Source organism: Citrobacter sp. B72, assembly GCF_016894305.1.
Taxonomy (GTDB): Bacteria; Pseudomonadota; Gammaproteobacteria; order Enterobacterales; family Enterobacteriaceae; genus Citrobacter; species Citrobacter portucalensis.
The window spans coordinates 2,263,959-2,278,522 of sequence record NZ_CP069801.1; the positions used below are offsets into that span (position 1 = coordinate 2,263,959).

Genomic DNA, 14,564 nt, shown 5'->3' on the forward strand with positions numbered 1-14,564 from the left:
ATTTAAATTCAATATGTTGACTGTTTTATTAATATCCTACTAAGGGGGTATGTGAAAATCGACCCTCTGTTTTCATCCCTGCATGCCTTGATCGTTATCAATTCTCACGCCCTTTCAGAGCGTTACCTTCGCTCTCAATCAAGCAATGTCGATTTATCAGAGAGCCGTCAGGCTCCTACAGGAGAAAACCGATGAGTAAATTCCTGGACCGGTTTCGCTACTTCAAGCAGAAGGGCGAAACCTTTGCCGATGGGCATGGCCAGCTTCTCAATACCAACAGGGACTGGGAGGACGGATACCGCCAGCGTTGGCAGCATGACAAAATCGTGCGTTCAACCCACGGGGTAAACTGCACGGGCTCATGCAGCTGGAAAATCTATGTGAAAAATGGTCTGGTGACCTGGGAGACCCAGCAAACTGACTACCCACGCACGCGTCCAGATATGCCTAACCACGAGCCTCGCGGCTGCCCACGTGGTGCAAGCTATTCCTGGTATCTCTACAGCGCTAACCGTCTGAAATACCCGCTGATGCGCAAACGTCTGATGAAGATGTGGCGTGAAGCAAAAAGACTGCACAGCGATCCGGTAGACGCATGGGCATCCATCATCGAAGACGCCGACAAAGCAAAAAGCTTCAAACAAGCGCGTGGTCGTGGTGGGTTTGTTCGTTCTTCCTGGCAGGAAGTGAATGAACTGATTGCTGCATCTAACGTTTACACCATCAAAACCTATGGCCCTGACCGCGTTGCAGGCTTCTCTCCGATTCCGGCGATGTCGATGGTTTCTTATGCTTCCGGCGCACGCTATATGTCGCTGATTGGTGGTACCTGCCTGAGCTTCTACGACTGGTACTGTGACCTGCCGCCGGCTTCCCCGCAAACCTGGGGCGAGCAAACCGACGTACCGGAATCTGCCGACTGGTATAACTCCAGCTACATTCTTGCATGGGGCTCTAACGTACCGCAGACCCGTACTCCGGATGCGCACTTCTTTACTGAAGTTCGCTATAAAGGCACCAAAACGGTAGCGATTACTCCGGACTACGCAGAAATTGCCAAACTTTGCGACCTGTGGCTGGCACCGAAGCAGGGAACCGATGCGGCGATGGCAATGGCGATGGGCCATGTCATGCTGCGCGAGTTCCACCTCGATAACCCGAGCCAGTACTTCACCGACTACGTTCGTCGTTATACCGACATGCCAATGCTGGTGATGCTCGAAGAGCGTGACGGCTACTATGCTGCTGGTCGTATGCTGCGTGCGGCGGATCTGGTCGACTCTCTGGGCCAGGAAAATAACCCAGAATGGAAAACCGTCGCTATCAACAGCAACGGCGAAATGGTTGCGCCAAACGGTTCAATAGGTTTCCGTTGGGGCGAAAAGGGCAAATGGAACCTTGAGCAACGCGACGGTACGTCCGGTGATGAAACCGAACTGCAACTCAGCCTGCTGGGTAGCCAGGACGATATCGCTGAAGTGGGCTTCCCGTACTTTGGCGGCGAAGGTACCGAGCACTTCAGTAAAGTAGAGCTGGAAAATATTCTGCTGCACAAACTGCCGGTTAAACGCCTGCAGTTGGCCGATGGCTCTACCGCGCTGGTGACCACCGTTTACGACCTGACCATGGCTAACTATGGCCTGGAACGTGGTCTGAACGACGAAAACTGCGCGACCAGCTACGATGACGTGAAAGCGTACACGCCGGCATGGGCAGAAAAAATCACTGGCGTATCACGTTCTCAGATCGTGCGCATTGCCCGTGAATTTGCGGATAACGCCGATAAAACACACGGTCGTTCGATGATCATCGTCGGTGCGGGCCTGAACCACTGGTACCACCTCGATATGAACTATCGTGGCCTGATCAATATGCTGGTGTTCTGCGGTTGTATCGGTCAGAGCGGCGGCGGTTGGGCCCACTACGTCGGCCAGGAAAAACTGCGTCCGCAAACCGGCTGGCAGCCGCTGGCGTTTGCTCTTGACTGGCAGCGTCCGCCTCGTCATATGAACAGCACTTCCTACTTCTATAACCACTCCAGCCAATGGCGCTATGAGACGGTTACTGCGCAGGAACTGCTTTCCCCGATGGCAGACAAATCCCGCTACAGCGGTCATTTGATTGATTTTAACGTTCGCGCTGAACGTATGGGCTGGTTGCCATCTGCGCCGCAGTTAGGGACTAACCCACTGCGTATCGCCGAAGAAGCGCAGAAAGCAGGTATGACGCCGGTGGATTACACCGTTAAATCCCTGAAAGAAGGTTCTATTCGTTTTGCGGCAGAGCAGCCGGAAAACGGTAAAAACCATCCGCGCAACCTGTTTATCTGGCGTTCTAACCTGCTCGGTTCTTCCGGTAAAGGCCACGAGTACATGCTCAAGTATCTGCTGGGTACTGAACATGGTATTCAGGGCAAAGATCTCGGCCAGCAGAGCGGCGTGAAGCCTGAAGAAGTGGAATGGCAGGATAACGGTCTGGACGGCAAACTGGATCTGGTTGTCACGCTGGACTTCCGTCTGTCGAGCACCTGTCTGTATTCCGACATCGTGCTGCCGACCGCAACCTGGTATGAAAAAGACGATATGAATACCTCGGACATGCATCCGTTTATTCATCCTCTGTCTGCGGCGGTTGACCCGGCCTGGGAATCGAAGAGCGACTGGGAAATCTACAAAGCCATCGCCAAGAAATTCTCTGAAGTTTGCGTGGGTCATCTCGGTAAAGAAACCGACGTCGTTACGCTGCCAATTCAGCACGACTCTGCCGCAGAACTGGCACAACCGCTGGACGTGAAGGACTGGAAAAAAGGTGAATGTGACCTGATTCCTGGTGTTACCGCACCGCACATCATGACCGTTGAGCGTGATTATCCGGCAACCTACGAGCGTTTCACCTCCATCGGCCCGCTGATGGAAAAAATCGGTAACGGTGGTAAAGGGATTGCCTGGAATACCCAGAGCGAAATGGATCTGCTGCGTAAGCTCAATTACACCAAGGCTGAAGGTCCGGCAAAAGGCCAGCCTTGGCTTAATACCGCAATTGATGCAGCCGAGATGATCCTGACGCTGGCGCCGGAAACTAATGGTCAGGTAGCCGTTAAAGCCTGGGCTGCGCTGAGTGAATTTACCGGTCGTGACCATACGCATCTGGCGCTGAATAAAGAAGACGAAAAAATTCGCTTCCGCGATATTCAGGCGCAGCCGCGCAAAATTATCTCCAGCCCGACCTGGTCAGGACTGGAAGATGAACACGTGTCTTATAACGCCGGCTATACCAACGTTCACGAGCTGATCCCATGGCGTACACTGTCTGGTCGCCAGCAGTTGTATCAGGATCATCAGTGGATGCGTGACTTTGGTGAAAGCCTGCTGGTTTACCGTCCGCCAATCGACACCCGTTCGGTGAAAGCGGTGATCGGCGAGAAATCTAACGGTAACCCGGAAAAAGCGCTCAACTTCCTGACGCCGCACCAGAAATGGGGTATCCACTCCACTTACAGCGACAACTTGCTGATGCTGACGCTGTCACGCGGTGGCCCGATTGTGTGGATGAGCGAAGTCGATGCGAAGGATCTGGGAATCGAAGATAACGACTGGATCGAAGTCTTCAACAGCAACGGTGCGCTGACGGCACGTGCAGTTGTCAGCCAGCGTGTACCGGCCGGGATGACCATGATGTACCACGCGCAGGAACGTATCGTTAACCTGCCGGGTTCAGAAATCACCCAGCAGCGCGGTGGGATCCACAACTCGGTGACCCGTATTACACCGAAACCGACCCATATGATCGGCGGCTATGCGCAGCTGGCCTACGGCTTTAACTACTACGGCACCGTCGGTTCAAACCGTGATGAGTTCGTAGTTGTACGTAAGATGAAGAACATTAACTGGTTGGATGGCGAAGGCAATGACCAGGTACAGGAGAGCGTAAAATGAAAATTCGTTCACAAGTCGGCATGGTGCTGAATCTCGATAAGTGCATCGGCTGCCACACCTGTTCAGTGACCTGTAAAAACGTCTGGACCAGCCGTGAAGGTATGGAGTACGCCTGGTTCAACAACGTCGAAAGTAAGCCTGGCGTTGGCTTCCCGAACGACTGGGAAAACCAGGAAAAATGGAAGGGCGGTTGGATCCGTAAAATCAACGGCAAACTGCAGCCGCGCATGGGTAACAAAGCGCTGCTGTTGGGTAAAATCTTTGCTAACCCGCATCTGCCGGGCATGGATGATTACTACGAGCCGTTTGATTTTGACTACCAGACATTGCATAACGCCCCTGCAGACAGCAAAGCGCAGCCGATTGCTCGTCCTCGCTCGCTCATCACCGGTCAGCGAATGGACAAAATCACCAGCGGTCCGAACTGGGAAGAAATTCTGGGCGGCGAGTTTGAAAAACGCGCCAAAGACCAGAACTTCGAAAACATGCAGAAGGCGATGTACGGTCAGTTCGAAAACACCTTCATGATGTACCTGCCGCGTCTGTGTGAGCACTGCCTTAATCCGGCGTGTGTGGCGACCTGTCCGAGCGGCGCTATCTACAAGCGTGAAGAAGATGGCATCGTGCTGATCGACCAGGACAAGTGCCGCGGCTGGCGTATGTGTATCACCGGCTGCCCGTACAAGAAGATCTACTTCAACTGGAAGAGCGGGAAATCTGAGAAGTGCATTTTCTGCTACCCGCGTATCGAAGCTGGTCAGCCGACCGTTTGCTCCGAAACCTGTGTAGGTCGTATCCGTTACCTCGGCGTACTGCTGTATGACGCAGATGCGATCGAAAGCGCGGCCAGCACCGAGCACGAGAAAGATCTGTACCAGCGTCAGCTGGACGTGTTCCTCGATCCGAACGATCCGGCGGTTATTGAACAGGCGCTGAAAGATGGTATTCCGCTGAGCGTCATTGATGCCGCACAGCAGTCTCCGGTTTACAAAATGGCGATGGACTGGAAGCTGGCGCTGCCGCTGCATCCGGAATACCGCACACTGCCGATGGTCTGGTACGTGCCGCCATTGTCACCGATTCAGTCTGCCGCCGACGCGGGCGAGCTGGGCAGCAACGGTATTCTGCCGGATGTTGACAGCCTGCGTATTCCGGTTCAGTACCTGGCGAACCTGCTGACCGCTGGCGACACCCAGCCGGTACTGTTGGCCCTGAAACGTATGCTGGCGATGCGTCACTACAAACGTGCGGAAACAGTTGACGGTAAAGTTGATACCCGTGCGCTGGAAGAGGTGGGCTTAAGCGAAGCGCAGGCACAGGAAATGTATCGTTACCTGGCAATCGCGAACTACGAAGATCGTTTCGTGGTACCGAGCAGCCATCGTGAACTGGCGCGTGACGCGTTCCCGGAGAAAAGCGGTTGTGGCTTTACCTTCGGCGACGGTTGCCACGGTTCTGATACTAAATTCAATCTGTTCAACAGCCGCCGCATCGACGCTGTCGATGTGACCAGCAAAACGGAGCCGCACCAATGATTGAACTCGTCATTGTTTCGCGTCTGCTCGAGTACCCGGATGCTGCCTTGTGGCAGCATCAGCAGGAACTTTTCGATGCACTCGCGTCATCTGAGAACCTGGATAAAGAGGATGCCCAGACTCTGGGCGTTTTCCTGCGCGATCTAACCGCGCAGGACATGCTGGATGTGCAGGCCGCCTACAGCGAACTGTTTGACCGTGGCCGCGCGACATCGCTGCTGCTGTTTGAACATGTTCACGGTGAATCCCGAGATCGCGGTCAGGCTATGGTTGACCTGATGGCACAGTATGAGCAGCACGGTTTGCAGCTCGACAGCCGCGAACTTCCCGATCATCTGCCTCTGTATCTGGAATATCTTGCGCAACTGCCGAAAAGCGAAGCGCTAGGTGGCTTACAGGATATTGCGCCGATTCTGGCGCTGCTCAGCGCTCGTTTGCAACAGCGCGAAAGCCGTTATGCGGTGCTGTTCGATCTGCTGTTAAAACTGGCGAATACCGTTATCGACAGCGATAAAGTGGCTGAAAAAATTGCGGATGAAGCCCGTGACGATACTCCACAAGCGCTTGATGCGGTCTGGGAAGAAGAGCAGGTGAAATTCTTCGCCGATCAGGGGTGTGGCGAGTCGGAAATCTCCGCTCACCAGCGTCGTTTTGCCGGGGCCGTTGCGCCGCAGTATCTGAATATCACCACCGGAGGACAGCAATAATGCACTTCCTGAATACGTTCTTCTTTGACATCTATCCGTACATCGCGGGTTCTGTCTTTCTGATCGGCAGCTGGTTGCGTTATGACTATGGGCAATATACATGGCGTGCAGCTTCCAGTCAGATGCTGGATCGCAAAGGGATGAACCTGGCGTCAAACCTGTTTCACATCGGGATCCTGGGAATCTTTGCTGGGCACTTCCTTGGCATGTTGACGCCGCACTGGATGTATGAAGCCTGGCTACCGCTTGAAGTGAAACAAAAGATGGCAATGTTTGCGGGCGGTGCCAGTGGCCTGATGTGTCTGATTGGTGGCGTACTGCTGCTGAAACGTCGTCTGTTCAGCCCACGCGTGCGGGCCACCACCACCGGAGCGGATATTCTGATCCTCTCACTGCTGGTGATCCAGTGTGCACTGGGCCTGCTGACCATTCCGTTTTCCGCCCAGCATATGGACGGTAGCGAGATGATGAAGCTGGTGAACTGGGCGCAGACAGTGGTGACCTTCCAGGGCGGAGCGTCTCAGTATCTCGATGGTGTTGCGTTCATTTTCCGTATGCACCTGGTGCTGGGTATGACGCTGTTCCTGTTGTTCCCATTCTCTCGTCTGGTACACATCTGGAGCGTCCCGGTCGAATATCTGACACGCAAATACCAGATTGTTCGCGCGCGTCACTAATCGTACATTTGAGAATGACAAAACCCTGCTTCGGCGGGGTTTTTTTATGCCTGTTTGCCGGATGGCGGCGCAAGCGCCTTATCCGGCCTACGAAGGTATCAGCGAGCGCTGTCGGCCTGATAAGTGCAGCGCATCAGACGAATAGCGGGCACGTATCGAGTTCGTAGGCCTGATAAGCGCAGCGCAGCAGACAAATTACGGGCACATGTCGAGTTAGTAGGCCTGATAAGCGCAGCGCAGCAGACAAATTACGGGCACATGTCGAGTTCGTAGGCCTGATAAGCGCAGCGCAGCAGACAAATTGCGGGCACATGTCGAGTTAGTAGGCCTGATAAGCATAGCGCATCAGGCAAATAAAAGGCATTGCTGAGGAATTGAGTGTGTTGCTTTATGAAGTGATGGTGGTGGGGGAAGGATTACTCAGCGCTACGCGCTTCGCCCTTCGGGTCGTTGCCTGCGGCAACGCTTTCTCGCTACGCTCGAATCGAACCTTAGTCGAAGCTTCTCATCCTTCCCACATGGGCAGAATATGGGGCATTAGAGATTGATTTGCTGTTGGTGCTTTATGAAGTGATGGTGGTGGGGGAAGGATTCGAACCTTCGAAGTCGATGACGGCAGATTTACAGTCTGCTCCCTTTGGCCGCTCGGGAACCCCACCAGGGGTAATTCAAATTGTAGGCAGTGCTAGAAGATGGTGGTGGGGGAAGGATTCGAACCTTCGAAGTCGATGACGGCAGATTTACAGTCTGCTCCCTTTGGCCGCTCGGGAACCCCACCACAGGGTAAATTCATTATGCTGCTTGCATTCTATAGCGGGAAGGATTATTCGGAGCTAAAGCTCCTCACCCTTCGGGCCGTTGCCTGCGGCAACGTTCTCTCACTATCGCTCGAGTCGAACCTTGAAGTCGATGACGGCAGATTTGCAGTCAGCTCCCTTATGATCGCTCGGGAACCCCACCTCGGGGTAATGCTAATTACTGGCATGCTTCCGTTGGAAGCGGGGCGCATCATATCAAATGATGCGCCCCTGTAAAGCATTCCGTTGATAAAAAAGAACTGGTTGCCTGATTTTTACACGTAAAGATGTAAAGGTAACCAATTAACTTATCAATCGATTACAGAATAATCGTTCGGTTACCGTAAACAAAGACGCGTTGAGCCAGAACCTGATATAGCGCACGGCTTAATACATTTTTTTCAACGTCGCGACCCGCGCGCATCATATCTTCGGCAGTGTAGGTGTGATCAACATGGATCACGTCCTGCATAATGATTGGGCCTTCATCGAGGTTATCATTCACGTAGTGGGCCGTCGCGCCGATGATCTTCACGCCACGCTCATAAGCCTGATGGTATGGACGAGCACCAATGAATGCTGGCAGGAATGAATGGTGAATATTGATAATTTTATTCGGAAAGCGTGAAACAAATGTCGGGGTCAGAACGCGCATGTATTTAGCCAGCACGACATAATCCGGCTGGTGGGCGTCGATAGCATCAGCCATTTTCTCATCATGTTCGTCACGTGTTAAACCTTCATGGCTCACCAGCTCAAACGGAATATCAAACCGTTCAACCAGAGGACGCAAGGTCTCGTGATTGCCGATCACCGCGGCGATTTCAACATCCAGCCCGCCGTAATTGGCCTTCATTAATAAATCGCCCAGGCAATGCGCTTCCTTGGTGACCAAAATGACGATGCGGCGGCGGCCTGCTGGGGTTAATTCACGAATCGAGCCTTCAGGTAAGGCGCTGTCCAGATCGGCAAGCAGCGTGATGTCGTTAAATATGCCCTCCAGTTCGGTGCGCATAAAAAAGCGTCCGGTACGGTGGTCCACAAACTCATTGTTCTGCACGATGTTCAGTTCATGCTTGTAACAGATATTTGTAATGCGCGCGATCAGACCTTTTTGGTCCGGGCAAATAGTACGCAGCACTTTTCGTTGTAATGAATGCATTTGCAGCGGTGATCCTGTTGAGAATGTTTGCAAAATTGATACTGTCGGGCGTTGATTAGCCGCAGCACTTTTTAAATTTTTTACCTGAGCCACAAGGGCAGGTATCGTTTCGTCCAATTTGAGGGCGTGTACCGTCTATATAGTACCACTGACCGTTTTCTTTTAAAAAACGAGAGCGCTCGATAATTGCACCTGTTTTACCTTGTTCAGAAAACCGTGCGACAAAACTGACATAGCCGATATTTTCTGTGTCTGCCGTCTCTTGTTCAAAAACGGTCAGTCCAAGCCATTCGGTATGAGTAAATCCTGCGATAATGTCGTCGCGAAACTCGGCCGCATGACAATCCGGATGCCAGGTCCTGATAAGGTAATCTGCGTCTTTCATCACAAAAGCACAGTAACGAGAACGCATGAGGTGTGACGGCGTAGGTGCTACTTGCGCGCCGGACACATAACGGTAGCAACATAGGCTATACTCGACAGCGCTACCACAGGGACAAAGCTGAGACACAAAGTACTCCCTGGAATATAAAAACGGCGTAAAAACGCCAGAGTGGCACTATGTTAACTGAGCGGTAGCGATGTTGCTACGTCTGCAAGCCAGGGGAAGTTTGTACGTATAATGAGAAAAATAAAAATTGGGCTGGCGCTAGGTTCCGGCGCAGCGCGAGGTTGGTCGCATATTGGCGTTATTAAAGCCCTTAAGCATATGGGTATTGATGTTGATATCGTGGCAGGGTGCTCCATCGGTTCGTTGGTTGGCGCTGCCTACGCCTGCAATAAGCTGCCTGCTCTCGAAAAGTGGGTCTGTTCTTTCAGCTATTGGGATGTTTTACGGCTGATGGATCTCTCGTGGCGCAGGGGAGGTTTACTGCGCGGTGAACGGGTATTCAATCAGTATCGTAATGTGATGCCGGTAGAAGCAATTGAGCAATGTACTCGCCGTTTCGCAACAGTGGCCACCAATCTGAGTACGGGTCGGGAACTTTGGTTCACCGAAGGTGATTTACATCTGGCTGTCCGGGCCTCCTGCAGTATTCCTGGCCTGATGTCACCTGTGGCGCACAATGGTTACTGGCTGGTCGATGGTGCGGTGGTGAATCCTGTCCCTGTCTCCCTGACTCGCGCGTTGGGGGCCGATATTGTTATTGCGGTCGACCTGCAACACGATGCGCATCTCATGCAACAAGATTTACTCTCCTTCAACGTCAATAGCGATGCCGAATCGGGTGATGATGCTGACGAACTCTCATGGCATGCCCGTCTGAAAGAACGCTTGAGCAACATTACTGCCAGGCGTGCAGTAACTGCGCCCACGGCGATGGAGATTATGACGACGTCTATTCAGGTTCTGGAAAACCGACTGAAACGTAACCGCATGGCCGGTGACCCTCCAGACATTCTGATTCAGCCGTTTTGTCCACAAATATCCACGCTGGATTTTCACCGCGCCAGTGCGGCAATTGCTGCCGGGCAGTTAGCGGTCGAGAAGAAAATGGATGAGCTTCTACCCCTGGTGAAAACCAACGTCTAACGCATTTTTTATCAACACTTAAGCTAATTCTGACAGGCGTGAGTGGCAATAGCATGCCACTATTTATTAAAGCCAGTCAGGGGGGAGAATATGACGCAGCCATTGGTCGGAAAACAGATTCTTATCGTTGAGGATGAGCCGGTATTTCGCTCACTCATGGACTCATGGTTTTCCTCTTTGGGAGCGACAACGGCGGTAGCTGGTGACGGACTTGAAGCACTGGACTTGCTTGGGCATTTTAAACCCGACCTGATGATCTGCGACCTGGCTATGCCAAGAATGAACGGTCTCAAACTGGTTGAGTATTTACGTAATCGTGGCGATCAGACCCCGATACTGGTGATTTCTGCGACGGAAAACATGTCCGACATAGCCAAAGCGCTACGACTCGGTGTGGATGATGTCCTGTTGAAGCCGGTGAAAGACCTTAATCGCTTGCGAGAAACCGTCTTTGCCTGTCTTTATCCCAACATGTTTAATTCACGCGTGGAAGAAGAAGAACGGCTGTTTCGCGACTGGGATGCGATGGTGGACGATCCTGCTGCTGCTGCGAAGTTGCTAAAAGAATTACAGCCTCCAGTGTCGCAAGTGCTCTCGCACTGTCGCATTAACTACCGACAATTGGTGGCAGCCGACCAACCGGGGCTGGTGTTGGATATTGCGCCGCTGTCGGATCATGACCTTGCATTCTATTGCCTTGATGTGACGCGGGCAGGGGATAATGGCGTGCTGGCTGCATTATTACTGCGAGCGCTATTTAATGGTTTACTGCAGGAGCAACTGACACAACAAAATCAACGGTTGCCAGAGCTAGGTACGTTATTGAAACAGGTAAATCATCTGTTGCGGCAAGCCAATTTACCAGGGCAGTTTCCCTTGCTGGTAGGGTATTACCACAGTGGATTAAAAAATCTAATTCTGGTATCAGCAGGGCTGAATGCGACATTAAATACCGGTTCCCACCAAGTGCAAATCAGCAATGGCGTTCCGCTGGGTACCTTAGGTAATACGTATCTTAATCAGCTGAGCCAACATTGTGAGTCATGGCAATGCCAGATTTGGGGGGCGGGAGGTCGCCTGCGCTTGATGTTGTCTGCGGAATGAACAATTGAGAGGCGTGCAAATGAAATTGGTTCACCCTCCCCATGCTGTGAGTGCTACTATCAGCGCCAGATTTATTCGTATTTATCTTAATTATACCGACGCGCGTCCTTTTCAGACCAGAAGCTTGTCGCTGTACTGATATACTCGGATGCGATACAGAATGATGAACACGTTCAATACATGAACAGTCCAGGAGAGTTTTAAATGGCTGCCCTTAATTCAAAAGTCAAAAAAGCCGTTATCCCGGTTGCGGGATTAGGAACCAGGATGTTACCGGCTACGAAAGCAATCCCGAAAGAGATGCTACCGTTGGTTGATAAGCCATTAATTCAGTACGTCGTAAACGAATGTATTGCTGCGGGCATCACTGAAATTGTACTTGTAACTCACTCGTCTAAAAATTCTATTGAAAACCACTTTGATACCAGCTTTGAACTTGAAGCGATGCTGGAAAAACGTGTAAAACGCCAGCTTCTGGAAGAAGTGCAATCTATTTGCCCGCCACATGTGACTATTATGCAGGTGCGTCAGGGGCTGGCTAAAGGTCTGGGCCACGCGGTATTGTGCGCGCACCCTGTGGTTGGCGATGAACCGGTAGCTGTAATCCTGCCGGACGTAATTCTTGACGAATACGAATCTGATTTATCCCGCGACAACCTTGCCGAAATGATTCATCGTTTTGATGAAACAGGTAGCAGCCAGATTATGGTTGAACCGGTAGAAGATGTTACGGCTTATGGCGTTGTTGATTGTAAAGGTGTTGAATTATCCCCGGGCGAAAGCGTCCCGATGGTTGGCGTGGTTGAAAAACCAAAAGCTGATGTTGCGCCTTCTAATCTGGCCGTTGTGGGTCGTTACGTTCTTAGTGCCGATATCTGGCCTCTGCTGGCTAAAACCCCTCCGGGAGCGGGTGATGAAATTCAGCTGACAGATGCTATCGATATGCTGATTGAAAAAGAGACGGTTGAAGCTTATCACATGAAGGGCAAAAGCCATGACTGTGGTAATAAACTGGGCTATATGCAGGCGTTCGTTGAATATGGTATTCGCCATAATACTCTCGGCGCCGAATTTAAAGCCTGGCTGGAAGACGAGATGGGTATTAAGAAGTAACCTTCTGGTATTATCTGGTCAGAACGGCGCTGTATTAACAGCGCCGTTTTTTTATACCTAATCCGGGTAGGGTTGAGCGAAGTACCGGTAAAAAAAATCCCGCCACTGGCGGGATTTTAAGCAAACTATTTCTGAATTATTCCTTGATCAGGAAATCGTCCAGTTGTTTACCTTGTTCTTCCATCGCTTTTTTGATCACTGCCGGTGTACGACCCTGGCCAGTCCAGGTTTTAGTTTCACCGTTTTCGTCAACATAGCTATATTTAGCCGGGCGTGCAGCGCGCTTAGCTTTGGTGCCAGATTTAACAGCAGCCATGCTATTCAGCAATTCGTTCGGATCAATGCCGTCAGCGATCAGCATTTCACGATATTGTTGCAGTTTACGAGTACGTTCTTCAACTTCAGCAGCAGCAGCGCTTTCTTCTTCGCGACGCTCGCTAACTACAACTTCTAATTTTTCCAGCATTTCTTCAAGCGTTTCCAGAGTGCATTCTCTTGCCTGCGCACGAAGAGTACGGATGTTGTTCAGAATTTTAAGTGCTTCGCTCATTGTAGTAATCTCAAACTTATATTGGGGTGGTTTGTTGAGCTAATAATAGAGCGATAAATTCAGTTGTGCAATAGCCAGGAATGTAAGGAATTCAAAATTGCGCTTTATTTACTATCAGAATTAATTCTCCTGTCTTAAATTCCCCATGATGTTGGGCATAAAAAAGGCTTATTGGCGAGGGGGCTTCTCAGCGGCTGAGAGTAAAAATTCAAGATTCAGGTCACATTTTATGGTGTACAAATAGTATCTCTTTGCAGTGATTTCAACCTTTTGTATTAGTTTTGCTTACGTGAATTCGCTAATACATGGCGACAGTGGGTAGATTCAATAACAATATGGGAAGGGTTTCTTTATTGCCGTATGATGATAAGTGACATTGATAAATTTCATGAGCACTATTTGTGAAAGAGTGTGTATATACGCGTCCGAGCACAGGCTGTTTGGTCGATGGTTGTATGCTCTCTCACTATCCGTTACTTAAATTCAGGCGGCACTGTGCGAGCTTGCCCGCTCATTTATACGCCTTTGCGACCAACGCTACACCGACATGTTCGTGAAATATGATACAATCCAGCCCATATTTATTTCCCCGGGTGAGGGCCTTCGGTCAATGGCACAACTATATTTTTACTATTCTGCAATGAACGCAGGTAAGTCGACTGCATTGTTGCAATCTTCGTACAATTATCAGGAACGTGGGATGCGTGCCGTTGTATATACAGCGGAAATTGATGACCGTTTTGGTGCTGGAAAAGTAAGTTCGCGTATAGGTCTGTCGTCACCTGCAAAATTGTTTAACCAAAATTCATCATTGTTCGAAGAGATTCGCGCCGAGAATGCGCAGCAAAGAATTCACTGTGTACTGGTCGATGAGTCTCAGTTTCTGACCCGACAACAGGTTTATGAATTATCTGAAGTTGTCGATCAACTGGATATTCCTGTTTTGTGTTACGGCTTACGCACTGATTTTCGTGGTGAGTTATTTGGTGGCAGCGAATACCTGCTTGCGTGGTCAGATAAACTGGTTGAATTAAAGACCATTTGTTTCTGTGGCCGTAAGGCCAGCATGGTATTACGCCTTGATCAGGCTGGAAGACCTTATAACGAGGGCGAGCAGGTGGTTATCGGCGGGAATGAACGCTATGTGTCGGTATGTCGTAAACACTACAAACAAGCGCAGTCTGAGGGCTCTCTGACGGCGATACAAGAACGACACAGCCACGATTAACCCAGTACGCTTCTGAGCGCTTATAAACACAGGGTAGGCTGGAACCTTCGCCAATGTTCTCTACCCTGTCAGACTCTCTTCTGACGGCTATTCTCACATCTTCCTGAATACATCTCTTACCGTGCCATTCTATTCACACGGCTAGATTGCGTATCACCCGATTTTCATAACACAAGACGAAAAAAAACGGTCCCAACTGGGACCGTTTATGGTGAAACTAAA

11 protein-coding genes, 2 tRNA genes and 2 other RNA genes are annotated in these 14,564 nt (G+C 50.9%); 8 read left to right on the top strand and 7 right to left on the bottom strand.

Going from position 1 to position 14,564, the window contains the following annotated elements:
* The first annotated feature begins 191 nt into the window (after positions 1-191).
* Genes JQN59_RS10810 through narI form a run of 4 tightly spaced genes read left to right on the top strand, consistent with a single transcriptional unit; the run spans position 192 to position 6,854 of the window.
* Complete coding sequence (locus tag JQN59_RS10810; RefSeq protein WP_008784960.1) at positions 192-3,935, top strand: nitrate reductase subunit alpha; 3,744 nt, start codon at positions 192-194, stop codon at positions 3,933-3,935.
* Positions 3,932-5,470, top strand: coding sequence for a nitrate reductase subunit beta (gene narH, locus JQN59_RS10815; protein ID WP_003833388.1), 1,539 nt, complete (start codon positions 3,932-3,934; stop codon positions 5,468-5,470). Before JQN59_RS10810 ends, narH begins: the two co-directional genes overlap by 4 nt.
* Positions 5,467-6,177, top strand: coding sequence for a nitrate reductase molybdenum cofactor assembly chaperone (narJ, locus tag JQN59_RS10820; RefSeq protein WP_008784959.1), 711 nt, complete (start codon positions 5,467-5,469; stop codon positions 6,175-6,177). Before narH ends, narJ begins: the two co-directional genes overlap by 4 nt.
* Positions 6,177-6,854, top strand: a complete 678-nt coding sequence (narI, locus tag JQN59_RS10825; RefSeq protein ID WP_003833386.1) for a respiratory nitrate reductase subunit gamma — start codon at positions 6,177-6,179, stop codon at positions 6,852-6,854. Before narJ ends, narI begins: the two co-directional genes overlap by 1 nt.
* A 399-nt stretch (positions 6,855-7,253) precedes the next feature.
* Here narI and JQN59_RS10830 read toward each other — a convergent pair.
* The 6 genes from JQN59_RS10830 to JQN59_RS10855 form a co-directional block, all read right to left on the bottom strand.
* Positions 7,254-7,384: non-coding RNA, RtT sRNA (locus tag JQN59_RS10830), on the bottom strand.
* 44 nt (positions 7,385-7,428) lie between these two features.
* Positions 7,429-7,513 (bottom strand) — tRNA-Tyr (locus tag JQN59_RS10835).
* Positions 7,514-7,547: 34 nt separating this feature from the next.
* Positions 7,548-7,632, bottom strand: a tRNA-Tyr gene (locus tag JQN59_RS10840).
* Between the two features lie 28 nt (positions 7,633-7,660).
* A non-coding RNA gene (locus JQN59_RS10845) (RtT sRNA) lies at positions 7,661-7,802 on the bottom strand.
* Between the two features lie 168 nt (positions 7,803-7,970).
* A complete protein-coding gene (gene purU / locus JQN59_RS10850; protein WP_149607722.1) occupies positions 7,971-8,813 on the bottom strand; it encodes a formyltetrahydrofolate deformylase in 843 nt (280 codons plus the stop codon).
* Positions 8,814-8,868: 55 nt separating this feature from the next.
* Complete coding sequence (locus JQN59_RS10855) at positions 8,869-9,324, bottom strand: YchJ family protein (RefSeq protein WP_008784957.1); 456 nt, start codon at positions 9,322-9,324, stop codon at positions 8,869-8,871.
* A 111-nt stretch (positions 9,325-9,435) separates the two neighbouring features.
* Between JQN59_RS10855 and rssA the strand changes: the two genes are divergently transcribed.
* From rssA to galU, 3 genes are all read left to right on the top strand, one after another.
* On the top strand, positions 9,436-10,347 hold the full coding sequence (gene rssA, locus JQN59_RS10860; RefSeq protein WP_008784956.1) for a patatin-like phospholipase RssA: 912 nt from the start codon (positions 9,436-9,438) through the stop codon (positions 10,345-10,347).
* Between the two features lie 90 nt (positions 10,348-10,437).
* Positions 10,438-11,451, top strand: coding sequence for a two-component system response regulator RssB (gene rssB / locus JQN59_RS10865; protein WP_003833382.1), 1,014 nt, complete (start codon positions 10,438-10,440; stop codon positions 11,449-11,451).
* A 204-nt stretch (positions 11,452-11,655) separates the two neighbouring features.
* Positions 11,656-12,564: a UTP--glucose-1-phosphate uridylyltransferase GalU gene (gene galU / locus JQN59_RS10870; RefSeq protein WP_003020727.1), complete on the top strand. Its 909-nt coding sequence runs from the start codon at positions 11,656-11,658 to the stop codon at positions 12,562-12,564.
* A 136-nt stretch (positions 12,565-12,700) separates the two neighbouring features.
* On the opposite strand, the gene hns is transcribed toward galU, so the two are convergent.
* Positions 12,701-13,114, bottom strand: coding sequence for a histone-like nucleoid-structuring protein H-NS (hns, locus tag JQN59_RS10875; protein ID WP_003020723.1), 414 nt, complete (start codon positions 13,112-13,114; stop codon positions 12,701-12,703).
* A gap of 610 nt (positions 13,115-13,724) precedes the next feature.
* Here hns and tdk point away from each other — a divergent pair.
* A complete protein-coding gene (gene tdk / locus JQN59_RS10880; RefSeq protein WP_008784954.1) occupies positions 13,725-14,342 on the top strand; it encodes a thymidine kinase in 618 nt (205 codons plus the stop codon).
* Positions 14,343-14,564 lie beyond the last annotated feature (222 nt).

Coding starts and splice junctions, on each gene's coding strand:
- JQN59_RS10810 (WP_008784960.1), top strand. CDS start 192: ATGAGTAAATTCCTGGACCGGTTTCGCTACTTCAAGCAGAAGGGCGAA.
- narH (WP_003833388.1), top strand. CDS start 3,932: ATGAAAATTCGTTCACAAGTCGGCATGGTGCTGAATCTCGATAAGTGC.
- narJ (WP_008784959.1), top strand. CDS start 5,467: ATGATTGAACTCGTCATTGTTTCGCGTCTGCTCGAGTACCCGGATGCT.
- narI (WP_003833386.1), top strand. CDS start 6,177: ATGCACTTCCTGAATACGTTCTTCTTTGACATCTATCCGTACATCGCG.
- purU (WP_149607722.1), bottom strand. CDS start 8,813: ATGCATTCATTACAACGAAAAGTGCTGCGTACTATTTGCCCGGACCAA.
- rssA (WP_008784956.1), top strand. CDS start 9,436: ATGAGAAAAATAAAAATTGGGCTGGCGCTAGGTTCCGGCGCAGCGCGA.
- rssB (WP_003833382.1), top strand. CDS start 10,438: ATGACGCAGCCATTGGTCGGAAAACAGATTCTTATCGTTGAGGATGAG.
- galU (WP_003020727.1), top strand. CDS start 11,656: ATGGCTGCCCTTAATTCAAAAGTCAAAAAAGCCGTTATCCCGGTTGCG.
- hns (WP_003020723.1), bottom strand. CDS start 13,114: ATGAGCGAAGCACTTAAAATTCTGAACAACATCCGTACTCTTCGTGCG.
- tdk (WP_008784954.1), top strand. CDS start 13,725: ATGGCACAACTATATTTTTACTATTCTGCAATGAACGCAGGTAAGTCG.